The sequence below is a fragment of the Saccharopolyspora shandongensis genome, assembly GCF_900106995.1.
Taxonomy (GTDB): Bacteria; Actinomycetota; Actinomycetes; order Mycobacteriales; family Pseudonocardiaceae; genus Saccharopolyspora; species Saccharopolyspora shandongensis.
Window position 1 is genome coordinate 1 of record NZ_FNOK01000034.1, and the last position, 23,191, is coordinate 23,191.

The following is a 23,191-nucleotide window of genomic DNA, read 5'->3' on the forward strand; positions in this document are numbered from 1 at the left end:
TTGGTGCACTCCGACCAGGGATTTCAGTATCAGCATCGTTCCTGGCGGCACCTGCTGGCCGGAGTGGGCGCGACTCAGTCGATGTCCCGCACAGGCAACTGCCACGACAACGCCGTCATCGAGAGCTTCTTCGGCCACCTCAAGGAAGAAGTGTTCCACCACACCCGCTATCTCAGCGTTGAGGCGTTCACGACCGCGCTGGATGACTACATCACGTGGTTCAACACCGACCGGGGCCACACACACTGCGAGGGCCTGAGCCCGGTGCAATACCGGGCCCAGACCCTCGCTGCCTAGACTCTTACTTAACGAGTCCAACTCCCGGGGACCAGTTCAATCGGAGGTGCCCTTCGTCGTCTGGTGAAATCGAGGTCAGCGGAGCTCGGTGCCCTTGGTTTCGGGGAGCGTGCGGATCACGAAGAACGCGATCGCCGAGGCGATTGCGATGTACCAGAAGAACATCGTCGACAGTTCGTAGCGCGCCAGCGCCTGGATCACCAGCGGGGCAGTGCCGCCGAAGATCGCGACGGTGAGGTTGTACCAGGCGCCGATGCCCAGGCCGCGCAGCTCGGTCGGGAACAGCTCCGACATGATCGCCGGAGCGATCGAGGTCATCGCGGTGTACAGCGCGATTCCCACGCAGAACACCACGAGCAGGCCACCCAGCCCGGGTCGGACCAATGTGGACAGCGGCACGATGAGTACTGCGGTCGCCGCCGACCAGACCAGCATCTGCGGCTTGCGTCCGATGCGGTCAGACAGCGCGCCCATCGGGTACTGCAGCGCGATGAACAGCGCGGTCGCGATCGACAGCGCGAGGAACACGTCGGTCGCGTCGGCGTGCCGGGTCTTCACCGCGAACGGCGTCAGCGCGCTGAAGAACGTGTAGTAGCAGAGCGTCGACAGCATGCTGAAGCCCACCAGCTGGCCGACCGCCTTGGGGTGGTGCTTGAGCGTCATCCACAGCGGATTCTTCAGCGCCTTGGCCTTAGCGCGGTTGTCCTCGAACTGCTCGGTCTCCTCGAGCGTGCGGCGCAACCAGATGCCGAGCAGCCCGAGCACGCCACCGATCAGGAACGGGATCCGCCAGCCGAAGTCGGTGAGCTGCTCCTCGGTGAGCAGTGCCGTCAGCGCGTAGCCGAGCAGCGAGGCGACGAGCAGCGCGGAGCCGGTCGAGATGTAGAAGAAAGCCGAGTAGCGGCCGCGCTTGGCGGACGGAGCGATCTCCGCCAGGTAGGCCGATGCGTTGGACACCTCGCCGCCGAGCGAGAGGCCCTGCCCGATGCGCGCCAGGATCAGCAGGATCGCGGCGGCCCAGCCGATCGACTCGAACGTCGGCAGCAGGCCGATGATCAGCGAGCCGCCGGCCATCAGCGAGATGGTCACCAGCATCGCCGTCTTGCGGCCCCGGAGGTCGGCGAACCGCCCGAGCAGCCAGCCGCCGAGCGGGCGGAAGAAGAACGCCAGCGCGAACGTGGCCAGCGTGTTGATCAGCGCGAGTTCACCGGGGAAGAACGCCGTGGCGAAGTAGACGCTGAAGGCGGTGTAGATGGTCCAGTCGTACCACTCGACCGCGTTGCCGATGCTGGCGGCGACCAGGGTTCGGATGGGTAGTCGGGAATCCTCGGTCGTCGTCGCTTCGTGCGCCATCGCATCCTCCGGTGTCGTGGCAGGACGCCCGTGCGCCGGAGATGTGCTGTTGTTCTCCGGGCTTCGTACGGGTGACGACACAGTACGGTCTGGGTCGCCCGTACGGAAGATCCCAATTCACCCAGTGGGAGGAGCTGGACTACAGGGGGCGATCGGTGTACCCGTCAGCTCGTGCGCGAACCGGTTGCACTCCGGGCACGTCGTCCACAGCCAGGCGACGTCGGAGTTGTCCGCGGTGATCTGCTTACCGCACAGTGTCTCGATCTGCGCGTCCACCGGAAAACCGCCGCGGGGACGAGGTTTCCGCGTGGCGTGGCGCTGTCCGTCGCCGGGTTGCCAGCGAAACGGGTGAGGCATGCAAGATCACCGCCTGTTCCAACTCGACTGAGGCGTCCGCCGCTTGTCGCGTCCGGCAGCCGGTTCCGGGAGTACGACGCCGCCGGGAACGCGGTACTGGACACCGAGGACGCGCCGGGTGGCTGCGAGACTAGGCTGGTGCCCTCCTGGTCGGACGTCGTCGCACGTACCATTCTGGTGGTACTGAAACGGATGGCCAATTACCTGAACAGGTAGTAGTTACCAGACCCGAATTCTGTTTCGCTAGGTTTCATGACCCGTACCACTGGCGGCACGCCGAAGGCCCGTGCGCTCGGGGCTGAACTGCGCGAAGCCCGGGAACTGGTCGGCAAGAGCCTCCGCGTGCTGGCACAGGAGCTCGACACCAATCACGTCAAGCTGATGCGGTACGAGACGGGCAAGTCCGTGCCGCCGCCGGAAGTGGTGGCCGCGTTCGTGACGGCGCTGGGAGTTTCGGCTACCGAACGTGATCGACTCGTCGAGATGGCGCGCGACGCCGACGTGCCGAACTGGCTCACCGCGGATCGCGCAGGCGTGCGGCAGGAGCTGACCGCGCTGATCGAGTTCGAGCGCACCGCCACCCGCATCACCAATGTGGCCACCGGGCTGGTTCCCGGGCTGCTGCAGACCTCCGACTACGCGCGCGCCGTGATGCGCGGCAGGCCGGTAGGCGAGGTGGAGAAGCTGGTGCTGATGCGCGTCGGCCGCCGGGAGATCCTCTCCGCGCGCAACGGCCCGCACCTGACTGCGATCATCAGCGAGCACGCGCTGCGGGAACCGATCGGTGGGCACGCCGTGATGGCCGATCAGCTCCGCAAGGTCGCCGAACTGGCGGAATGGTCCAACATCGACGTCCGCGTCGTGGCGAGCGGTTCGACGTCCTGGCATCCCGGTCATGTCGGCCCGTTCGTGTTGTTCGAATTCCCGAAGGCGCAGCCGATCGTCCACTTGGAGCACTACCGGTCCGCCGCCTTTCTGTACAACCCCGGACTAGCGCAGGAATACCTGGACGCGATCACTACCCTGCTCTCGTTCGCGATGGATCACGACGAATCGATCGGGTTCATCGCAAGGTGTGCGAACGAGATGGAGGTCATTGCGTGAGTACGGCACAACCGGTGGGTTGGCGGAAGTCGAGCCGGTCGGCGCAGGTGACGGACTGCGTCGAGGTCGGCCGCTTCGGTGACGGCGCGGCCGTCCGGGATTCGAAGAACAGGGCTGCGGGGTACTTCGCGGTTTCGGGCGATCAATGGAGATCGTTCGTCGCCGGGGTGCGCGCCGGCCGATTCGATTCCTGACGTCGACTCCTGCGGTGCCCTCGGCGTCGGTTCGAGGGCACCGGGCCCGTTTTCCGCATTTCGTTCGCCTTCGCCCCTTTTCGCGACCCGCTTCGGGTGAATTGCGCCTTTGGCCGAATTCATTCTAATGTGTTGCCATGCCGGGCAGACTGGTCCGGTGAACACCGCGCGCGAGCTCGCCGACGAGCTGATCGAGGTCCTGGCGGACGAGGATCCGCTGAACGAACTCCTACAGGGGATACCGGGAATCGACCACCGGCTGGGCGATCTCGACGAGTCCGCGGAGTCCGCGATCCGGGAGCGCGCGCTGCGCATCGCCGCCGCGGCCCGCTCGCTCGATCCGCCGCCCGAGGACCGGATCACCCGCGGCGTCGTGGTGCAACAGGCCGAGGCGGTCGCGACGCGGCTCGGCGCGCGGTTGGTCGAACACACCATGCACGACCTGCTGATCTCGCCGATCGCCAAGCTGCTCGAAATCCTGCCCGCCGTCCGGCCGTCCGGGCCGCAGCAGGAACAGGACTTCCTGACCAGGCTTGCCGCGATCCCCGATTTCCTTGCCAAGGCGGCGGATCGGCACCGCCATGGCGCGGCGACGGGGCGGACGCCGGTCGCGCGCCGGGTCCGGGATGCGGTCGCGCACCTCGACGCCTACCTGTCGGCTCCGGAAAGCGATCCGTTGCGGCAGGCGCCGTTGCGCAGCGCCGACGAGCGGGATCGGCTGCTCGCGGACGTGGTCCGGCCGGCGTTCGCCGCGTACCGCGACGTCCTGCACGCCGAGATCCAGCCGCACGGCCGGCCCGACGACCGGCCGGGGCTGTGCTGGCTGCCAGGCGGGGCGGAGACTTACGCGGCACTGGCCCGGATGCACACCACGGTCGACTGGACTCCGGAGGACCTGCACCGCACCGGACTCGCGGCGATCGAAGGACTTGCCGAGGAATACGCGGAAATCGGGTCGCGGGAATTCGGCCTGCGAACCGCCGCCGAGGTGCAGCAGCGGATGCGCACCGATCCGGCGTTGCGCTGGCAGAACGCCGCGGAGCTGCTCGGGGCGGCCCAGGCGGCGATCAGCCGCGCCGAAGAAGCGGCGCCGGAGTGGTTCGGGCGGCAGCCGGCGCAGCGGTGCCGGGTGGAAGCCGTCCCGGCGGACCGCGAGGCGAATGCGACCGCGGCCTCGTACCTCCCAGCGCCGCTGGACGGCTCCAGGCCGGGGATCTACTACGCCAACACCTACCGCGCCGAGGAGCGCCCCCGCTTCCTGGCCGAGGCCACGGCGTTCCACGAAGCCGTTCCGGGACACCACTTCCAGATCACCCTCGCGCAGGAGCTGACCGGGGTGCCGCTGATCCGGCGGTCTGCGTGGATCAACGCGTTCATGGAGGGCTGGGGCCTGTACGCGGAGCGGTTCGCCGACGAGGCCGGCCTGTACTCGGACGACGTCGCCCGGCTCGGCATGCTCGCGATGGATTCGATGCGCGCGGCGCGGTTGGTGGTGGACACCGGGCTGCACGCCTTCGGCTGGAGTCGCGAGCAAGTGGTGGACTTCCTGCGCGCGAACACGGTGATGCCGGAGGTCGAGATCCAGTCCGAAACCGACCGGTACATCGAGAATCCGGGGCAGGCGCTGTCCTATCTGGTCGGTCGGCTGGAGATCCAGCGGCTGCGCGCCAGGGCCGAAGCGCAGCTGGGCCCGGCATTCGACCTCAGGGCCTTCCACGACGTGGTCATCGGCAACGGCCCGCTGCCGATGCCGGTCCTCGACGAGGTCATCGCGGAGTGGAGTTCGGCCAGGTGAACGCTCGTGAGCACTTCGGATCGCCCCGAAGTGCTCACGAGCCCCGGCTCACGAGGTGGTGGCGAGGGTGAAGGGCAGGACCGCCGGGGCGCCCGCCCGGCGGAGCAGCCGGCTGACGACGGTGACGGTCCAGCCGGTGTCGGCGTAGTCGTCCATCAGCAGCACCGGTCCGTCCAGTGTGGACAGCTTGGCGGCGAGATCCTCGGGCACCTTGAACTGCTGCCACAGCGAAGCCACCCGCTGCGCGCTGTTCGTGGCGCGCCGGGGCGTCGTGTTCGGGTTCGTCAGTACCTCGCCGAGCAGCGGCAGCCGGCCGATCGTGGCGATCCGCTCCGCCAGGCTGCGCACCAGCTGCGGGCGCGTCCGCGAACCGAGCGCGACCACGCCCACCGGACGCTCCGCCCAATCCCACGCGGCCAGCACCTTGATCCCGGCCTGGAACAGGTCGTCCGGCAGTTCCTGGTCGGGCGCGCCGGCGGCGAGCAGTTCGCGCAGCCGGTTGCCCCAGCCGATGTCGGTGAGCCGCCCGATCGCCCGCCCCGTGGTGGCCTGCTCCCCGGCGGGCAGCTTGCCGGATGCCGGGACGCCCAGCGAATCCATGCCGCTCGGCCACATCTTGCGCGGCGAAACCTCCACGCCGGGCCGCCGCAGGCGCTCCCCGGCCTGCTGCACGGCCTGGTCGTCGACGTCCCCGGAATAGCCGGAGCCGGTGCAGTTGTCGCAGCGGCCGCAGGGTTCGGCCGCCGCATCGTCGAGCTGCCGCCGGAGGAACTCCATGCGGCACGAAGACGTGCCGAGGTAGTCGAGCATCGCCTGCTGCTCGGACTTCCGCTCCGCGGCGATGCGGGCGTAGCGCTCGGCGTCGTAGTGCCACGGCTCGCCGGTGGCCTCCCAGCCGCCCTTCACCCGGCGGACGGCCCCGTCGACGTCCAGCACCTTCAGCACCATCTCCAGCCGGGTGCGCCCCAGCTCGACGTGCGGCTCCAGCGCGGCCGTCGACATGCGCTCCTGCTGCGCCAGCGCGTCGAGCACCGCGCGCACCGTCGGCTCCGGCGGGAACGCCAGCGACGCGAAGTAGCTCCAGATGTCGCGGTCCTCCGGCCCGGGCAGCAGCAGCACCTCGGCCCGCTGCACGCCACGCCCGGCGCGGCCGATCTGCTGGTAGTAGGCGATCGGCGAGGACGGCGCGCCCAGGTGGACCACGAAACCGAGGTCGGGTTTGTCGAAACCCATGCCCAGCGCCGAGGTCGCGACCAGCGCCTTGACCCGGTTCGCCAGCAGGTCCGCCTCCGCCTGCTGCCGCTCGGCGGGATCGGTGCGGCCCGAGTAGGACGCCACCTCGTAGCCCTGATCGCGCAGGTAGGCGGCGATCTCATCGGTCGCCGCCACGGTCAGCGTGTAGATGATGCCGGAGCCGGGCAGCTCCTTCAGGTGGCTCGCCAGCCACCCCAGCCGCGCCTCCGCCGAGGGCAACCGGACGACGCCCAGCCGCAGGCTCTCCCGGTCCAGGGTGCCGCGCAGCACCAGCGTTTCCTGCGGGTCGGTGTACTCGCCGCCGACGCCGAGCTGGTCGGCAACGTCTTGCACGACGCGGTCGTTCGCGGTGGCGGTGGTCGCCAGCACCGGGACGCCCTCCGGCAGCTCCGTGAGCAGCGTCCGCAGCCGCCGGTAGTCCGGGCGGAAGTCGTGGCCCCAGTCGGAGATGCAGTGCGCCTCGTCCACCACCAGCAGACCCGCGGTCTGCGTCAGTTCGGGCAAGATCGTGTCGCGGAAGTCGGGGTTGTTCAGCCGCTCCGGGCTGACCAGCAGCACGTCCACCTCACCGGCGGCGACCTGCTCCTCGATGTCGGCCCACTCGTCGGGGTTCGCGGAGTTGATCGTGGCGGCGTGCACCCCGGCCGCCGCGGCCGCGTCGACCTGGTTGCGCATCAGCGCGAGCAGCGGCGAAACGATCACCGTCGGGCCCTCGCCGAGCTCGCGCAGCAGCGCGGTGGCGATGAAGTAGACGGCGGACTTGCCCCACCCGGTGCGCTGCACCACCAGCGCGCGGCGGCGCTCCAGCACCAGGGCGCGGATGGCGCTCCACTGGTCCTCGCGCAGCGCGGCATCGGGGCCGGCCAGCGCGCGGAGTCGGTCGTCGGCGAGTTCGCGCAGCGCGTTTTCGTCCACGCCCCGATTCCTACCCGATGCCCACGACGCAGCACGTCCGGGGTGAAATCCGGTGCCGGGACGATGCCCGAACGGACTAGTCTGGGCGCGTGACCACCACCGAGTCCACGATCACAGGCAAGGTGTCCGGCGACGAGCTGCGGGAGCAGGTCCGCGACGCGGCGCAGCGCGCCAAGCGGGCGGCGGCCGAGCTGGCGCAGGCCACCCGGGGCGACAAGGACGCGCTGCTGCACGCGATGGCCGACGCGCTGGTGCGGCGGACGCCGGAGATCCTCGCCGCCAACGACCGGGACGTCGCCGCGGGCCGCGAGTCCGGGATGCCGGAGAGCCTGATCGACAGGCTGAGCCTGAGCACCGAGCGCGTCGAGGCGATGGCCGACGGGCTGCGCACGGTCGCGGGCCTGCCGGACCCGGTGGGCGAGGTGGTGCGCGGCAGCGTGCTGCCCAACGGGTTGCAGCTGCAGCAGGTCCGGGTGCCGCTCGGCGTGGTCGGGATCGTCTACGAGGGGCGTCCCAATGTCACCGTGGACGCCGCGGGCCTGACGCTGAAGGCGGGCAACGCGGTGCTGCTGAGGGGCTCGTCCTCGGCGGAGCACTCCAACACCGCGCTGGTGTCGATCCTCGCCGACGTGGTCCGCGAGCACGGCCTGCCGGCCGACGCCGTGCAGCTCCTGCCGTGCCACGATCGGGCGTCCGTGCAGCACTTGATCACCGCGCGCGGACTGGTGGACGTGGTGATCCCGCGCGGCGGTGCCGGGCTGATCGCCGCGGTCGTGGAGAACGCCACGGTGCCCGCGATCGAGACCGGTGTCGGCAACTGCCACGTGTACGTCGACGCGACCGCGGACATCGACACCGCGCTGCGGATCCTGCTCAACTCCAAGGCTCGGCGTCCGAGCGTGTGCAACGCGGCGGAAACCGTGCTGGTGCACAAGGACATCGCCGAGGAGTTCCTGCCCCGAGCGCTCGCCGAGCTGCAGGGCGCGGGCGTGACGGTGCACGGCGACGAGCGCGTCGTCGCCGTCGGCGGCTCCAACGTGGTCGCGGCGACCGACGAGGACTGGGACACCGAGTTCCTGTCGCTGGACATCGCGGCGGCGGTGGTGGACTCGCTGCCCGACGCCGTCGACCACATCCGCGCCCACGGCTCCGGGCACACCGAGGCCATCGTGACCAGCGACGTCCGCGCGGCCCGGCAGTTCACCGTCCAGGTGGACGCCGCGGCGGTGATGGTCAACGCCTCCACCGCGTTCACCGACGGCGCCGAGTTCGGGATGGGCGCCGAGATCGGCATCTCCACCCAGAAGCTGCACGCCCGCGGCCCGATGGGCCTGCCGGAGCTGACGTCCACGAAGTGGCTGGCGTTCGGCGACGGGCACGTGCGGCCGGGCTCCGCCCCGTCGAGCACCAGTTCCTGCCCGGGGAGCTGACCTTGACCCAGGCGCCGCGCCGCAAACGTGACTCGGCCGCCACCAAGGACGCGTTGTTGCAGGCCGCGTCGGCGTTGTTCGCCGAGCGCGGCTTCAACGCGACCACGGTGCGCGACGTGGCGGCGCGGGCGGGGGTGAACCAGGCCCTGCTGTTCCGCTACTTCGGTTCGAAGCAGGAGCTTTTCGCGGCGGTGCTCAGCCACAACAGCGCCCGGCTGCTCGAAGCGCAGCCGCCGGAGGAACTGCCGCTGCGGATCCTCGACAACCTCTTGTCCGCGGACCAGCTCAGCGGTCCTGAGCATCCGATCGCGGCGATGCTGCGCTCCTACAGCGACGAGCGCGCCGCGCACGTGCTGCGCGAGGAGCTGGGAGCGCGCTACGCGGCCCGGCTGGCGGAGCTCACGGACGCACCGGACGCTGAGCTGCGCGCGGATCTGGTGCTGGCGTGGTTGTTCGGGATCGGCATGGTCCGTTCGGTGCTGGGCAAATCCCCGTTGGCGGACGCCGATCCCGATGCGGTCGCGCGGCACGTGGCGCGCGGGATTTCCGTTCTGCTGGAACGAACGGATCTTCCGGACGAAAAGTGATCAAGGCGTGCACCTGCACCGCTGCCCGCGTACGGTGGTTATGTAAGCGACTGCTTACATAACGGCCAACGGGAGCTGTGCATGACCACCACGGAGCCGAGGACCTATCCCTTCAGCGCGGCCGACAAGCTGAACCTGGATCCCATCTACGCCCACCTGCGCGAGCAGGAACCGCTGACCCGGATCCAGCTGCCCTACGGCGAGACGGCTTGGCTCGCGACCCGATACGAAGACGCCAAGATCGTGCTGGGCGATCCGCGCTTCAGCCGCGCCGCCGCGCTCGACCACGACGAGCCGAGGCTGCGGCCGAACAACCCGCAAGGCGGGCTGCTCAGCATGGATCCGCCGGACCACACCCGCCTCCGCAAGCTGGTGGCGAAGGCCTTCACCGCGCGCCGCGTGGAACAGTTGCGGCCGCGGACCCAGGAGATCGCCGACGGCCTGGTGGACCGGATGATCGAACAGGGCGGACCCGTCGATCTCGTCGAGGAATTCGCGCTGCCGCTGCCGATCACCGTCATCTGTGAACTGCTCGGCGTGCCCTACGTCGATCGCGGGGACTTCCGGGTGTGGTCGGACGCGTTCCTGTCCACCACGAAGCTCACCCCAGAGCAGGTGACCGACTACATCGACAAGATGTTCGGCTACATCGCCGGGCTGATCGCTCAACGCCGCGAGGAACCGGCCGACGACCTGCTCAGCGCGTTGATCGCGGCCCGCGACGAGCACGACAAGCTGTCCGAGGACGAACTCGTCCGGCTGGCGGCGGGAATCCTGGTGGCCGGTCACGAAACCACCGCGACCCAGATCCCGAACTTCGTCTACGTGCTGCTGACGCACCCGGAGCAACTCGCCGAGCTGCGCGCGGACCTCGACGTGGTGCCGCAGGCCGTCGAGGAGCTGATGCGCTACGTGCCGCTCGGCGTCGGCGCTGGCTTCCCGCGATACGCCACCGAGGACGTGGAGCTGGGCGGCGTGCTCGTGCGGGCCGGCGAGCCGGTCATGGTCAGCTCGTCGGCCGCGAACCGCGACGAGGCGGTGTTCAACGATCCCGAACAGCTCGACCTGACCCGCCGGGAGGCGACGCACCTCGGTTTCGGGCACGGCCCGCACCACTGCCTCGGCGCCCAGCTCGCGCGGCTGGAGCTGCAGGTCGCGCTGCGCACGCTGCTGACCCGGCTGCCGGGGCTGCGGTTCGCGACGTCCGCGGAAGACGTCGAGTGGAAGAGCGGAATGCTCGTCCGCGGCCCCCAGCGGATGGTGCTGACGTGGCAAGGTGTCGAGTGATCTCCCTCATGACTGGAAGAGGTGGGCAATGAGCTGGACGATCGAGGTCGATGCGGACACCTGCATCGGTTCCGGCATGTGCGCCGGTGTCGCGCCTGATCACTTCGAGCTGGTGGACGGGTACGGCTGCGCCAGGAAGGCGGCGGTGGAGCCGGCGGACCAGGTGATCGACGCGGCCGAGTCCTGCCCCGTGGAGGCGATCCTGGTCAAGGACGCCGACACCGGCGACGTAGTAGCCCCGGAAGAGTGACGTAGGACACATTCGTGTCCGCGTCATGGGTGCCCGGGTGCGCCCGTCACACCGGTGCGCGCCTGAGAAACGGCAGCGCCGACGACCCGCGGTGGGCCCCCAGCCGCCGAGGGTCGTGCAGGGCCGTGGGGCCCGGCTCAGGGGGGAGCGTGGGCCGGGCTCCGCGGTCGGCGTGGCGTGAGGCCCGGTTCGCAGGGGAGTGCGAGCCGGGCCCCACAGCCGGCGTGATGCACGACGCACGCCCCGCTGACCAACCCGGGCCGTCGACTTCCTAGGCTTGGCAGCTATGTCTCGTCGCAGGATCGGGGTCATGGGTGGCACCTTCGATCCCATTCATCACGGACACCTGGTCGCGGCCAGCGAGGTGCAGGCCCAGTTCGGTCTGGAACTGGTCGTCTTCGTGCCCACCGGCCAGCCGTGGCAGAAGAGCCACGAGGTGGTCAGTCCCGCCGAGGACCGCTACCTGATGACGGTGATCGCCACCGCGTCCAACCCGCGATTCCTGGTCAGCCGCGTCGACATCGACCGCAGCGGCCCGACCTACACCGCGGACACCCTCATGGATCTGCACGAGCAGTTCCCGGACGCGGAGCTGTACTTCATCACCGGTGCGGACGCGCTGGAGCAGATCCTGTCCTGGCACCGGGTCGAAGAGCTCTTCGACCTGGCGCACTTCATCGGCGTGACCCGGCCCGGCTACTCGCTCAACGGCGCCCACCTGCCCGCGGGGGCGGTGTCGCTGGTGGAGATCCCGGCGATGGCGATCTCGTCGACCGGCTGCCGGGATCGGGTCCGGGCGGGCCTGCCGGTCTGGTACCTGGTCCCGGACGGAATCGTGCAGTACATCACCAAGCGAGGCCTGTACCGGGACGATTCCGGAACGGAGTGGGGGCCCGCGTCGCCGTCCTGACCGGGGGTGCCTGAACCCGCTTGACCAGGTGGGACTTCCGGTGTTCCGGCAGCGACGCGCTTCAGGTGTGGACGTTGCGGCCGATGGCCGTGGAGGCGGGTTCGGCCTGGTGCGGTGCGGGCTGGCTATCCTCTACCCGGCGTGGGTCGCACACCAGACCCACCCGAAAGGAGTGACGTGGCAGCCACCGAGAACGCCCGACGGCTGGCTCTGATCGCGGCGCAGGCCGCGGCGGACAAGAAGGCCACCGACGTGGTCCTGCTCGATGTCTCCGAGCAGCTGGTCATCACCGACTGCTTCCTGATCGCATCCGCGCCCAACGAGCGGCACGTCGAAGCGATCGTCGACGCGGTCGAGGAGAAGCTGCGCGCCGCCGGGTCCAAGCCGGTGCGCCGCGAAGGCGCGCGCGAGGGCCGGTGGGTCCTGCTGGACTTCGTCGACGTCGTGGTGCACGTCCAGCACTCCGACGAGCGCGCCTTCTACCAGCTGGAACGGCTGTGGAAAGACTGCCCGCGGATCGAGTTCGAGGACCAGAACGCGCCCGCCGAGACGGACTCGCCGGACGTCGAATCGTGAGCCTCGACCAGTTGGTGCTCTGGCGGCACGGCGAGACCGACTACAACGCGACGGGCCGCATGCAGGGGCATCTCGACAGCTCGCTGACCGAGACCGGCCAGGAGCAGGCCCGGCGCGCGGCGCCGGCGATCGCCCGGTTCGCCCCGGACGTCGCGCTCAGCTCCGACCTGAACCGGGCCCGCACGACGGCGGCCGCGTTCGCCGAGGTCAGCGGGGCTTCGGTGCGGCTGGACAAGCGGCTGCGCGAGACGCACCTCGGGGAGTGGCAGGGGCTCAGCGTCGCGGAGGTCGAGAAGGACTGGCCCGGTGCCTTGAGCACGTGGCGGGCGGACCCGACGTGGGCGCCGCCGGGCGGCGAGTCCCGCGTCGAGGTGGCCGAGCGCGCGCTGGAGGTCGTCGAGGAACTCGACGGCCCGCCGCGCGGTTCCGCGTTGCTGTGCGCGCACGGCGGGCTGATCACCGCGCTGACCGCCAAGCTGGTCGGCCTGCCGCTGGACCTGTGGCCGGGGCTGGGCGGTATCGGCAACTGCCACTGGGTCGTGCTGAAGCGGCGCAGCGGCGACGACGGACGCTGGCGGCTGGTCGCCTTCAACGCCGGGGTCGAGGGCTGATCGCACCCGGCCCGTGACGTCGTAGGGTTGCGGCGTGCCCATTGCAGTCGTCACCGATTCGACGGCGTACCTACCGGCGGGATACGCCGCGCAGTACGCGGTGCGGACCGTTCCGTTGCACGTCAGCGTTGATGGGGCCGCCGCGGTCGACGAGCCGGATTTCGGTCCCGGCGATCTCGCTCGAGCCTTCGACCGCAAGCACCGGGTCACCACTGCGGGCGCGACGCCGCAGGAACTGGCGCAGGCATATCAGGACGCGTTGGACGGCGGTGCCGACGGCGTGATCGCGGTGCACCTGTCACGGCAGTTGTCGGGCACCTGGGATGCGGCGCGGCTGGCCGCGCGCGAGGTCGATCCCGAGCGGGTCCGGATCGTCGATTCCCGGTCCACCGCCATGGGGCTGGGTTTTTCGGTGCTCGCGGCCGCCGATGCGGCGAAGTCGGGTGCGGCGCTGACCGAGGTGGAGCAGGTCGCGGCTTCGACCGCCGAGCGCACGACGACGTTGTTCTCCGTGCAGACCTTGGAATACCTGCGGCGTGGCGGGCGGATCGGGACCGCCGCAGCGGTGTTGGGCACCGCGTTGGCCATAAAGCCGCTGTTGCACGTGCACGACGGTCGCATCGATGCGTTGGAGAAGGTGCGCACGACCACCCGGGCGATGGCTCGGTTGCTGGAGATCTCGTTGCGCGCGGCGGATTCTCGGGCCGCGATCGCGGTGCACCACCTGGCCGCGCCGGAGCGTGCCGAGCGGCTCGCCGGTCAGATCCGCGCCGAGCTCGGTGATTCGGTGGATTGCGTCGTTTCGGAGGTGGGCGCGGTGATCGGCGCGCACATCGGGCCGGGCGCGGTGGGCGTCGTGGTGCTCCCGAACGGGTGGCGTTCGGACGCCTGAAAACCTTTCGGCGGGCGGATTCCACACCTTCGAGCTGAATCCGCGGTCAATCTGATCCACAGTGGTCTGATCTGCGAAAAATAAAGCTGCGGAACGACTTTCGACTGCTCTACCGTCGACAGCATGTTTGGCATCCGGGATTTTCGTTCCAATGCAGATGAATTCGAAGAACTAGATCCGCGAAGCAGGCTGCAGACCCTGCAGCGGCATGCGTCCCGCGACGATCCGGCGGAGCGCGCCGGGCCGAACTACTCGGCGCCGCCACCGGATACCGGATCCGGCTCGCCTTGGCGGCGGCTGGCCGAGAGATGGCTGCCCGAACCCCTGCTGAGGTCCAGAGCGGACCCCGGCCGGATCGGTGTGCTCGCGCTCGCCCTGGTGGCCTTGGTGGCGCTGGTCTGCATCGTGGCCGGGACGTGGGCGGGTCAGCCCACGGCGGAACCCGCGCCGCCACCGATCGCGCCGCCACCGGCCCCGGTCACGGCGGCGGCGCCGCCGGAGCTCGTCGTCAGCGTCGTCGGCCGGGTTGTCCGCCCGGGCCTGGTCACCGTGCCGCCGGGCGCCCGGGTGGCCGACGCCGTCGCGTCCGCCGGCGGTCCGCTGCCGGACACGGATCTGACGGGTCTCAACCTGGCCCGTCGGCTTGCCGACGGTGAGCAGCTCTACGTCGCCGTGCCGGGAGCGCCGCAGCCCGGACAACCCGGCGGCGACGGAAAGGTCGATCTGAACATCGCGACGGAGGACGAACTCGATGAACTACCAGGCATCGGCGAGGTCACCGCCAAGCGGATCGTGCAGTGGCGGGCCGAACACGGCCGGTTCGACTCGGTGGAGCAGCTGAAGGAGGTCGGCGGCATCGGCGAAACCCGGTTCGACCGGCTGCGGGAGGTGGTGCGGGTGTGATCGCGAGACTCGACCTGCGCCTGGTGCCGGCCGCGCTCGCGGTCTGGGCCGTGACGTTGACCGGATTGCTGGCGGGGTGGGTTCCGGCCGCGGTCGTGGCGCTGCTCGCCCTGCTGGCCGCGCCGCTGGTGTGGAAGGCAGTGAGCGCCCGGCCGGTTGCCAGGGGCGCCCTCGTGGTCCTGCTGCTGGCGGGCGTTGCCGCCACTGGGATCGCGGTTCGCGTCCACGCGGTCGAGCACCATCCGGTGCGGCTGGCCGCCGGACACGGCGAGCGGGCGACGCTGCGAGTCACGTTGACGAGCGCACCAACGCCGTTGCGCGGTGCGTCCTTCGGAGCCCGTCGAGCGGCGGACAGGTCGCTGGTGCGCGCGGAGTTGCAGGCCGGTGAGTTGGCCGGGCAGTTGGCCGGACATCGGGTGCTGGCAGGCGGTGCGGTGGTGCTGTTGGTCCCGACCGCGCAGTGGCGGGACCTCATTGCCGGACAACAGGTGACGGCGACCGGCAAGGTCTCCCCGCCGCGCGCCGGCGAGCTCACGGTCGCAGCCTTCCAGGTGTTCGGCCCACCGGCCGACGTCGCGGCCGCGCCGGGCTGGCAGCGCGTCGCGGAGGACTTGCGGGACGGACTGCGACAGGTCTCGGCCGACGTGCTCGGCCCGGCTGCCGCAGGGCTGCTGCCGGGGCTGGTGGTCGGCGACACGGGGCGGCTACCGCCGGAGGTGGAGCAGAACTTCGAAACCGCCGGGCTGTCCCACCTGACGGCGGTTTCGGGCGCCAACCTCGCGATCGTGTGCGGCGCGGTGCTGGTGCTGCTGCACCTGGTCGGTGCGGGGCCGGTCGTGTCGGCCGTGGGTGCGGGCGCGGCGCTCGTCGGGTTCGTCGTCCTGGCCGGACCGGAACCGAGCGTGTTGCGCGCGGCGGTGATGGGCGCGATCACGTTGCTCGCATTGGTGTTGGGGAGGCAGCGGTCGGCGTTGCCCGCGCTGTCGGCGAGCGTGATCGGTCTGCTGCTGCTCCTGCCCGACATGGCGACCAGCGCGGGATTCGCGCTGTCGGTCGCGGCCACCGCCGGGCTGGTGCTGCTGGCGCCGGTGTGGTCGTCGGCGCTGCGGGCGAGAGGGGTGCCGATCGGGTTGGCGGAAGCGATCGCCGTACCGCTGGCGGCGCACGTCGTCACGGCTCCGCTGATCGCGGCGCTCTCCGGCGAGGTCAGCCTGGTGGCGGTGCCGGCGAACATGCTGGCCGGGCCCGTCGTCGCACCGGCAACGGTGTTCGGCGTGCTGGCCACGGTGGTGGCGCCGGTATCGACCTGGGTGGCCGGCGTGTTCGGCCGGCTGGCGGCGCCGGAGCTGGAGTGGATCATCCTGGTCGCCGAGCGGGCCGCGGCGGTTCCCGGCGCGGCGTTCGACTGGCCGTCGGGCACCGTCGGTGGGCTCGCGCTCGCGGTGATCGCGGCGGTCGGGCTGATCGCCTTGCGTGGCAAGCGGATTCGCCTGGTGCTCGCGGTGGGGCTGCTGCTCGTGGTGCTCGTCGTGGTGCCAGTGCGCACCGTGCTGTCGAGCTGGCCGGTGCCGGGCTGGAGCGTGGTCGCCTGCGACGTCGGCCAGGGCGATGGGCTGGTGCTGGCCACCGGTCGCCCGGACGAGGCCGTGGTGGTCGACACCGGGCCGGATCCGCAACGGGCCGCGGAATGCCTGCGGCGGCTCGGGATTCGCCGGATCTCGCTCGCGGTGCTCACGCACCTGCACGCCGATCACGTGAGCGGGCTCGCCGCGCTGATGGGGAAGATCCCGGTCGACGCGGTCGCGATCGGCCCGCTGCGGGAGCCGGCGTGGGCGATGGACGACGTCGCGAGGGATGCCCGCGCGCACCGGGTTCCGGTCGTGCCGCTGTTGTCCGGACAGCGCGCGGCCTGGCCGGGGCTGGTCCTGGACGTGCTCGGTCCGGATCCGGCGCTGGCCCGCACGCAGTCGGCCGACGACGCCAACGACGCGTCGATCGTGCTGCTGGCGACCACCCCGGCCGGTCGGGTCCTGCTCACCGGCGACGTCGAGCTGCCCGGGCAGGGGCGGCTGGTGTCCTCCGGTGCGGATCTCCGGGCCGATGTGCTCAAGGTCCCGCACCACGGATCCCGTTACACCGCACCGCGCTTCCTGCAAGCAGTACGCCCGAGGCTGGCCGTGATCAGCGTCGGCGCCGGCAACACCTACGGGCACCCCAGCCCGTTCATCGTCGACAACCTCACCCGCGCGGGCACGAAAGTGCTGCGCACCGACCAGGAAGGAGATATCGCGATCCTGCCCGGCCCGCAGGGCCCCCGCTACGTGGCCCGAGGCGACCCGTTGCGCGCAGGCGAGTCGTAGGACGCGGCGACCCGAGCGACCGTGTTCGTCCCTTGTGGACGAAAGCGCGGCGCCACCGCCGTGCGGTGACGCCGCGTCCTCGATTCAGGTAGCCGGGTCGGCTCAGAGGCCGAGCGCCTGGTTGACGGCTTCGGTGGTCGGCGCCACGGTGGCCTTCGGGCCGATCTGGTCCTGCACCGCGTCCAGGGTCTTCAGGCCGTCACCGGTGATCAGCAGCACGGTCTCGGCATCCGGGTCGATCTTGCCCACCTCGATGAGCTTCTTCGCCGTGGCCACAGTGACCCCGCCGGCCGTCTCGGCGAAGATGCCCTCGGTGCGCGCCAGCAGCCGGATGCCGTCGCGGACCTCGTCGTCGCTGACGTCCTCGATGGCGCCGCCGGTCTTGCGCACGATGTCGAGTACGTACGGGCCGTCGGCGGGCGCGCCGATGGCCAGCGACCGGGCGATGGTGTCCGGCCGCACCGGCTGGACCACGTCGTGGCCGTTCTTGTACGCCGTCGACACCGGGGAGCAGCCGGTGGCCTGCGCGCCGAAGATTCGCACCGGGCTCGGCTCCACCAGACCGACCTGGCCGAGTTCGTTGAATCCCTTGTAGACCTTGGTCAGCTGCGAGCCGGAGGCGATCGGCACCACGATCTGCTCGGGGATGCGCCAGCCGAGCTGCTCGGCGACCTCGAAGGCCAGCGTCTTCGAGCCTTCGGAGTAGTAGGGCCGCACGTTGACGTTGACGAACGCCCAGTCCTCGTGCTCGGCGGCGAGTTCGGTGGCCAGCCGGTTCACGTCGTCGTAGTTGCCGTCGACGGCCAGCAGCGAACCGTCGTAGACCGCGCTCATCAGGATCTTGGCGCGCTCCAGGGTCTTGGGCACCAGCACCACCGAGTCCCAGCCGGCGCGGGCCGCGGCGGCGGCCACCGCGTTGGCGAGGTTGCCGGTGGAGGGGCAGGCCAGCACCTTGAAGCCGAATTCGCGGGCGGCGGCCAGTGCCACCGCGACGACGCGGTCCTTGAAGGAGTGGGTGGGGTTGCCGGTGTCGTCCTTGATCCAGATCCGCTTGACGCCCAACGCCTTCGCGAGGTTGTCGGCCCGGATCAGCCGGGTACAGCCCGGGTCGGTGTTCGGGTGCTCCTCGACGTTCGAAGGAACCGGGAGCAGCTGCTTGTAGCGCCAGATGGAACGCGGGCCGGCCTCGATGTCCTCGCGGCGGATCCGGCCGAAGTCGTAGGCGACCTCGAGCGGGGAGAAGTCTTCGAGCGAGACGAATTCCGGGGCCAGCGGCTGCCGGTGACCCTCTTCCTTGGACACCAGTTCGACGGCATTGCCCAGGTCGTAGGTCTTCTTCTGGGTATGGGCAGCAGCGGTCATCGCGAGGTCCTCTCCTCATCTGTCCCGCGGACGGGTCGGAATTGGCACCGCTTTCGTCAGAGACCTCGCGGGTGAAATCACGATTCGCTGACGAACGGTTGCCGGGGCTTCATCGGGCCGTTCCCTCTGCCCCTCTGGATGAGCTATTCGGTTGTGCTGGCAACGCTAGTGGACCGCGCCGGGTTCTGGCCAGCACGATCCAGATGGCGGGACCGTCGCGGGTGCGTGCGACGATGCGTGCATGAGCGCACCGGCCGTGGTCCCCGATCAGCTGCATCTGGTCATCGGCGACGAAGAACTGCTGGTGGAACGCGCGCTTTGGGCGGCCGTCGGAGCGGCCCGTGCCGCGGATCCGGAGGCCGAGCTGCGCCGGGTGAAGGTGAGCGAACTCACCCCTCCGGAGTTGACGGAGCTGCTCAGCCCGTCGTTGTTCGCCGAGGGCCGGGTGCTGGCCGTGGAGTCCGCGCAGGACGCGGGCAAGGAGATCGCCGAAGCGCTGCTGGCGTACGCCCGGCAGCCGGCGGACGGCGTCACGCTCGTCGTCGTGCACACCGGCGGCGGCCGCTCGAAGCACGCCAAGGAACTGCCCAATGCGCTGCGCAAACTCGGCGCGCGCGTCACCGAGTGCAACAAGATCACCAAGCCCGCGGAGCGGGAGGCGTTCGTCCGAGACGAGGTGCGCCGGGCCGGCGGGAAGACCGATGCGGCGGGCGTGGCCGCGCTGATCGAAGCGGTCGGTTCGGACCTGCGCGAGCTGTCGGCCGCGGCGACGCAGCTGGTCGCCGACACCGGCGGCAAGGTCGACGAGACGGCGGTGCGCCGCTACCACCGCGGGCGCGCGGAGGTGACCGGGTTCGCGGTCGCGGAGAAGGCGGTCACCGGTGATCGGGCGGCGGCGCTGGAGGCCTTGCGGTGGGCGGTGCAGCTCGGCGTTCCGCACGTGCTGATCGCCGACGCGCTCGCCGATTCGGTGCGCACCATCGGCCGGGTCGCCGCCGCAGGCGGCCGGAACGATCCGTTCCGGCTGGCTGGTGAGCTCGGCATGCCCGCGTGGAAGGTGAAGAAGGCGCTGGCGCAGTCCCGCGGCTGGAACGCTTCGAGCCTCGCGCAGGCGCTGCAGGCGGTCGCGGAGGTCAACGCCGGGGTCAAGGGCATGGCCGCCGACGCCACCTACGCACTGGAGCGGACCGTCCTCCGTCTCGTGGAGCTCCGCAACCAGCGTTCGTGACCCGCGCCTTCCCGAGAATGCGAACGGCCCCTCCCCGTGGCGGGAAGGGGCCGGAAGCTCGGCCTCAGCTCAGAGCTGGTTGGCGCGCTGCGCCAGCGCGGACTTCTTGTTCGCGGCCTGGTTCTTGTGGATGACGCCCTTGCTGGCGGCCTTGTCCAGCGCGCGGCTGGCAGCCTGCTGCAGCTCGATGGCCTTGTCCTTCTCGCCGGCGTCAGCGGCCTCGCGGAACTTGCGGATGGCGGTCTTGACCGCGGACTTCACGGCCTTGTTCCGCTGCCGAGCCAGCTCGTTGGTCTTGATCCGCTTCATCTGGGACTTGATGTTGGCCACTGTGGCGCCTCTTCTCGTCTGTTGAATCGATCGTGCCGCGCTGTTGTCGGCGCTGCCCCCAGGGCAGATTTCCTCCACGGCGGAATGCCGCACGGCACGGTCGTCCATGCTAACAGCGGCCACCTGCGCCGATGGTGGCGGGCGGGGCCGGGCGACGGCGGTCACATCGGCTCGGATCCGGCGCCTGCGCACCATAGGGTCAACATCCGTGCTCGATGCGTTGAACTGGCCCGGATTCGCCGAACTTTCCCTAGCCGGGCTGTTGTTCCTCTGCTGCGCCGCGTTCCTGGCCGGGGCGGTCGACGCGATCGTGGGCGGCGGCGGCCTGATCCAGCTGCCCGCGATGCTGCTGCTCCTGCCCGGCGGCGAGGTGATCTACTCGCTGGCCACCAACAAGGTGGCGGCGATCGCCGGGACCGCGGCCGCGGCCCGGACGTACGCGAAGCGGACGCCGATCGACTGGCAGGCCGCGCTGTCGATGGCGATCGTCGCCCTGCTCGGGTCGCTGGGCGGCGCCGTCCTGGCCGACGCGCTTCCGTCACAGGTCCTCAACGTCATCGTGCTGGTCGCGTTGGCCGTCGTCGGCATCTACACCTGGCGCAAACCCGAGCTGGGTTCCTCCGATGCGCCGCGCTTCGAGCGGCGCGCTCAGCTTCTCGTGATGCTCGCCGGCGGCGCCCTGATCGGCTTCTGGGACGGCATCGCCGGGCCCGGCACCGGCTCGTTCCTGGTGTTCCTGCTCGTCGGCCTGGTCGGTTTCGCGTTCGTCACGGCATCGGCGACGGCGAAGGTCGTCAACGTCGCCACGAACATCGGCGCGCTCGCGTTCTTCATCCCGGCGGGCAAGGTGCTGTGGGGCTTGGCGCTGGTGATGGCCGCGAGCAACATGGCGGGCAGCGTCCTCGGCGCGATGGTCGCCGCGAAGCGCGGATCCGGTTTCGTGCGGCGGGTTTTCCTCACGGTGGTCGTCGGACTCGTCATCAGCCTCGGCTGGAAGCTCGCTGCGGGCATGTAGACGCGAGGATCGGGCGGAGTAACATCAACGCCTGGTTGTGCCTAGGGTTCCGCTCCCGCTCCGCTGCAGGTCACCACAACTAGGAGCGCGGAGGACCGGTCCGAGCGGCACCGGCGATCGCAGAAGGAGTGCGGTCGCACATCTGACGGGACAAAAGCCTGGAGGAACCCGGATGCCGCGCGCCTGCGTGGCACGGAGGGGGTTCCCATGGGCTTGGCCGCTGTTCTCCTCGTCGTCACCGCCGCGTTCGCGCACGCGGGCTGGAACTTCTTCGCCAAGCGCGCCGGGGCGGCCGGCGCGGGGTTCGTGTGGCTGACCGCGACGTGCAGCGCCGCGCTGTACCTGCCGGTGGCGGCGGCGTCGCTGTTCTGGATCGGGGTGCCCGCGCTGGGCGACTGGATGCAGGGCGTGCTGGTCAGCGCGGTCCTGCACCTGGCCTACTTCCTGCTGCTGCAGCGCGGCTACGCGGTCGGCGACATGTCGGTGGTGTATCCGCTGGCCCGCGGCACGGGCCCGATGCTGGCGATGACCATCGCGGTGTTGGTGCTGGGAGAGCGCCCGGGCTGGCTCGGGGCGCTCGGCGGGCTGCTGGTGGTCGCCGGGGTCTTCGTGATCGGCCTGTCCGACGGGGTGCCGCGTTCCGGCGCGAGCCTGGCGGGCGTCGGTTTCGGCCTGCTGACCGGCTCGCTGATCGCGATCTACACGGTGTGGGACGCGCACGCGGTGACGGGCCTGGCGCTGTCTCCGCTGGTGTTCGACTGGACGAGCAACCTCGCCCGCTCGGTGATGCTCAGCCCGTACGCGGCGACCCGGCGAACCCAGATCGCACGCACGTGGCGGGAGCACCGCCGCGAGGTCCTGGCGGTGGCCCTGTTGTCGCCGCTGGCGTACATCCTCGTCCTGTTCGCGATGCAGCTCGCCCCGGTGAGCCTGGTGGCCCCGGCCCGGGAGCTGAGCATCGTCCTGGCTGGCCTGCTGGCCTGGCGGCTCCTGGGCGAAGCCCAGCCGATCCGCCGGATGACGGGTGCCGTGGTGGTCCTGGCCGGGGTGGTGCTCCTCGGCATCGCCTGACCGCCGCGGAGCACGTGACGACCTCGGCTGCTCGGCGGCCGCCGGTCCGCACGGGTAGAAACGGGGCATGGAGGTCTTGAACAGCCGATTGATCCTCCGGCCGCGGGACAGGCAGCGGTCGTTGCGGTTCTACCGGGACGTGCTCGGGCTGGCCGTCTCGCGGGAGTTCCCCGGTGGCACGGTTTTCTTCCTGGGGCAGGGTTTCCTGGAGATCTCCGGCACGGGCGGGCCGGGCCCGAGCCCGGACCAGGTGCTCTGGTTGCAGGTGCGGGACGTGCGAGCAGAGTTCGAGCGGCTCCGGGGCCGTGGCGTGACGGTCCTGGCGGAGCCGGCGCGGCAGCCGTGGGGTCTCGACGAGGGTTGGGTGGCCGATCCGGACGGGATGCGCATCGTGCTGGTCGAGATCCCGGCCGACCACCCGATCCGGACCGACGTCCGCGATCCTGCCCCGGAGTGATCACCCCGTCGGTGACCCTATTCCGGCCGGATGGCCCGGGTTTGGGCCTGGATGGTGCCGCGGGCCGGTTGCCAGGCCCAGGTCTGAACGTCGGCGAAGCCCGCCTCCTGGACGTCGGTGTGGAGGCCTGCCCGGCCGCCGGGCAGCCAGCGCTCGTGGGCCGACAGCAGCAGGACGCCGCCGGGCCGGAGCACGCGGCGCAGCTCGGCGAGCGCTTCGGCGCGATCCGGCCACAGCTGGACGTTGTTCACGCTCAGCACCACGTCGAACGCGGCGTCCGGCTGCCCGGTCGCTTCGGCGGTGCCGTCCACGACGGAGACGTTGGGCAGCTCCGCGCACCGGCGGCACGATGCCTGCCGCATCGGCGCCGACGGCTCGACCGCGACCACCCGCGCCGCCAGCTCGGCTGCCGCCCGCAACCCCACGCCGGGCCCGGGCCCGATCACCAGGACGTCTTCCGCGCCGGTCAGCTTGGCCAACCGCACCACCTGGTGCTCGGCCGCGGCGTTGCTGCGCGCCATCAGCGCACCGCCCGCGGCACCCAGCAGACCGCGGGGGTGACCGAACGCACGATCCAGGGCGAAACCGGCGAAATGACCCATAGGACCAGCTCAGCAGCCCGAAGCCGGTGCTCGCATCGGGGATGACCCGGA

General features: G+C 70.6%; 24 protein-coding genes and 1 riboswitch. Of the genes, 18 read left to right on the forward strand and 6 right to left on the reverse strand.

The features are described 5' to 3' along the window. Positions 1–297, forward strand: a 297-nt coding sequence (locus BLW84_RS28995) for an IS3 family transposase (RefSeq protein ID WP_218157506.1), incomplete at its 5' end; no start/stop codon positions are given. Between the two features lie 75 nt (positions 298–372). Here the strand turns inward: BLW84_RS28995 and BLW84_RS29000 are convergent. Then, the gene (locus BLW84_RS29000; protein ID WP_093271581.1) at positions 373–1,650 is read right to left on the reverse strand and encodes an MFS transporter; all 1,278 of its coding nucleotides are present in this window, start codon (positions 1,648–1,650) and stop codon (positions 373–375) included. Between the two features lie 117 nt (positions 1,651–1,767). Further along, on the reverse strand, positions 1,768–2,007 hold the full coding sequence (locus BLW84_RS46560) for an HC3 family zinc finger protein (RefSeq protein ID WP_143061139.1): 240 nt from the start codon (positions 2,005–2,007) through the stop codon (positions 1,768–1,770). A 252-nt stretch (positions 2,008–2,259) separates the two neighbouring features. Here BLW84_RS46560 and BLW84_RS29005 point away from each other — a divergent pair, with 252 nt between their 5' ends. From BLW84_RS29005 to BLW84_RS29015, 3 genes are all read left to right on the forward strand, one after another. Then, the gene (locus tag BLW84_RS29005; protein WP_093271584.1) at positions 2,260–3,111 is read left to right on the forward strand and encodes a helix-turn-helix domain-containing protein; all 852 of its coding nucleotides are present in this window, start codon (positions 2,260–2,262) and stop codon (positions 3,109–3,111) included. Beyond that, positions 3,108–3,305 carry a DUF397 domain-containing protein gene (locus BLW84_RS29010; protein ID WP_093271587.1) on the forward strand — a complete coding sequence of 66 codons (198 nt, stop codon included), beginning with the start codon at positions 3,108–3,110 and terminating at the stop codon, positions 3,303–3,305. The genes BLW84_RS29005 and BLW84_RS29010 overlap by 4 nt, the downstream gene beginning before the upstream one ends. A 157-nt stretch (positions 3,306–3,462) precedes the next feature. Continuing rightward, complete coding sequence (locus BLW84_RS29015; protein WP_245761454.1) at positions 3,463–5,100, forward strand: DUF885 domain-containing protein; 1,638 nt, start codon at positions 3,463–3,465, stop codon at positions 5,098–5,100. A 48-nt stretch (positions 5,101–5,148) separates the two neighbouring features. Here BLW84_RS29015 and BLW84_RS29020 read toward each other — a convergent pair whose 3' ends face one another. Continuing rightward, complete coding sequence (locus tag BLW84_RS29020; RefSeq protein WP_093271593.1) at positions 5,149–7,269, reverse strand: RecQ family ATP-dependent DNA helicase; 2,121 nt, start codon at positions 7,267–7,269, stop codon at positions 5,149–5,151. Positions 7,270–7,358: 89 nt separating this feature from the next. On the opposite strand from BLW84_RS29020, the gene BLW84_RS29025 reads away from it, so the two are divergent. The 10 genes from BLW84_RS29025 (at position 7,359) to BLW84_RS29070 (ending at position 17,075) form a co-directional block, all read left to right on the forward strand. Further along, positions 7,359–8,699, forward strand: a complete 1,341-nt coding sequence (locus BLW84_RS29025) for a glutamate-5-semialdehyde dehydrogenase (RefSeq protein ID WP_093271597.1) — start codon at positions 7,359–7,361, stop codon at positions 8,697–8,699. A gap of 2 nt (positions 8,700–8,701) precedes the next feature. After that, complete coding sequence (locus BLW84_RS29030; protein WP_093271600.1) at positions 8,702–9,286, forward strand: TetR/AcrR family transcriptional regulator; 585 nt, start codon at positions 8,702–8,704, stop codon at positions 9,284–9,286. A gap of 81 nt (positions 9,287–9,367) precedes the next feature. Further along, positions 9,368–10,573 carry a cytochrome P450 gene (locus BLW84_RS29035; protein ID WP_093271603.1) on the forward strand — a complete coding sequence of 402 codons (1,206 nt, stop codon included), beginning with the start codon at positions 9,368–9,370 and terminating at the stop codon, positions 10,571–10,573. Positions 10,574–10,601: 28 nt separating this feature from the next. Then, on the forward strand, positions 10,602–10,823 hold the full coding sequence (locus BLW84_RS29040) for a ferredoxin (protein ID WP_093271606.1): 222 nt from the start codon (positions 10,602–10,604) through the stop codon (positions 10,821–10,823). A gap of 286 nt (positions 10,824–11,109) precedes the next feature. Then, entirely contained in the window at positions 11,110–11,733 is a 624-nt protein-coding gene (gene nadD / locus BLW84_RS29045; RefSeq protein ID WP_093271608.1) for a nicotinate-nucleotide adenylyltransferase, read from the forward strand. A 177-nt stretch (positions 11,734–11,910) separates the two neighbouring features. Continuing rightward, positions 11,911–12,309, forward strand: a complete 399-nt coding sequence (gene rsfS / locus BLW84_RS29050) for a ribosome silencing factor (RefSeq protein ID WP_093271611.1) — start codon at positions 11,911–11,913, stop codon at positions 12,307–12,309. Beyond that, positions 12,306–12,920: a histidine phosphatase family protein gene (locus tag BLW84_RS29055; RefSeq protein WP_093271613.1), complete on the forward strand. Its 615-nt coding sequence runs from the start codon at positions 12,306–12,308 to the stop codon at positions 12,918–12,920. Before rsfS ends, BLW84_RS29055 begins: the two co-directional genes overlap by 4 nt. Positions 12,921–12,954: 34 nt before the next feature. Next, the gene (locus BLW84_RS29060; protein ID WP_093271616.1) at positions 12,955–13,812 is read left to right on the forward strand and encodes a DegV family protein; all 858 of its coding nucleotides are present in this window, start codon (positions 12,955–12,957) and stop codon (positions 13,810–13,812) included. Positions 13,813–13,935: 123 nt separating this feature from the next. Then, positions 13,936–14,715, forward strand: a complete 780-nt coding sequence (locus tag BLW84_RS29065) for a ComEA family DNA-binding protein (RefSeq protein ID WP_425441769.1) — start codon at positions 13,936–13,938, stop codon at positions 14,713–14,715. Continuing rightward, complete coding sequence (locus BLW84_RS29070) at positions 14,712–17,075, forward strand: DNA internalization-related competence protein ComEC/Rec2 (RefSeq protein WP_177226749.1); 2,364 nt, start codon at positions 14,712–14,714, stop codon at positions 17,073–17,075. The genes BLW84_RS29065 and BLW84_RS29070 overlap by 4 nt, the downstream gene beginning before the upstream one ends. Before the next feature lie 102 nt (positions 17,076–17,177). On the opposite strand, the gene thrC is transcribed toward BLW84_RS29070, so the two are convergent. Continuing rightward, complete coding sequence (gene thrC, locus BLW84_RS29075; protein WP_093271617.1) at positions 17,178–18,437, reverse strand: threonine synthase; 1,260 nt, start codon at positions 18,435–18,437, stop codon at positions 17,178–17,180. A gap of 12 nt (positions 18,438–18,449) precedes the next feature. Beyond that, positions 18,450–18,582: riboswitch (SAM riboswitch) on the reverse strand. A gap of 96 nt (positions 18,583–18,678) precedes the next feature. Here thrC and holA point away from each other — a divergent pair. Next, on the forward strand, positions 18,679–19,665 hold the full coding sequence (holA, locus tag BLW84_RS29080; protein ID WP_093271620.1) for a DNA polymerase III subunit delta: 987 nt from the start codon (positions 18,679–18,681) through the stop codon (positions 19,663–19,665). Between the two features lie 69 nt (positions 19,666–19,734). Here the strand turns inward: holA and rpsT are convergent, their stop codons facing one another. Further along, positions 19,735–19,995 (reverse strand): 30S ribosomal protein S20, encoded by a 261-nt coding sequence (gene rpsT, locus BLW84_RS29085; protein WP_093271622.1) that lies wholly within the window; start codon positions 19,993–19,995, stop codon positions 19,735–19,737. A 208-nt stretch (positions 19,996–20,203) separates the two neighbouring features. On the opposite strand from rpsT, the gene BLW84_RS29090 reads away from it, so the two are divergent. From BLW84_RS29090 to BLW84_RS29100, 3 genes are all read left to right on the forward strand, one after another. Then, a complete protein-coding gene (locus BLW84_RS29090; RefSeq protein ID WP_093271625.1) occupies positions 20,204–21,010 on the forward strand; it encodes a TSUP family transporter in 807 nt (268 codons plus the stop codon). A gap of 207 nt (positions 21,011–21,217) precedes the next feature. Beyond that, positions 21,218–22,081: an EamA family transporter gene (locus BLW84_RS29095; RefSeq protein ID WP_093271627.1), complete on the forward strand. Its 864-nt coding sequence runs from the start codon at positions 21,218–21,220 to the stop codon at positions 22,079–22,081. 67 nt (positions 22,082–22,148) lie between these two features. Further along, a complete protein-coding gene (locus tag BLW84_RS29100) occupies positions 22,149–22,538 on the forward strand; it encodes a VOC family protein (protein ID WP_093271630.1) in 390 nt (129 codons plus the stop codon). Positions 22,539–22,555: 17 nt separating this feature from the next. Here the strand turns inward: BLW84_RS29100 and BLW84_RS29105 are convergent, their stop codons facing one another. Next, on the reverse strand, positions 22,556–23,140 hold the full coding sequence (locus BLW84_RS29105; RefSeq protein WP_093271632.1) for a class I SAM-dependent methyltransferase: 585 nt from the start codon (positions 23,138–23,140) through the stop codon (positions 22,556–22,558). Between the last annotated feature and the right edge of the window lie 51 nt (positions 23,141–23,191).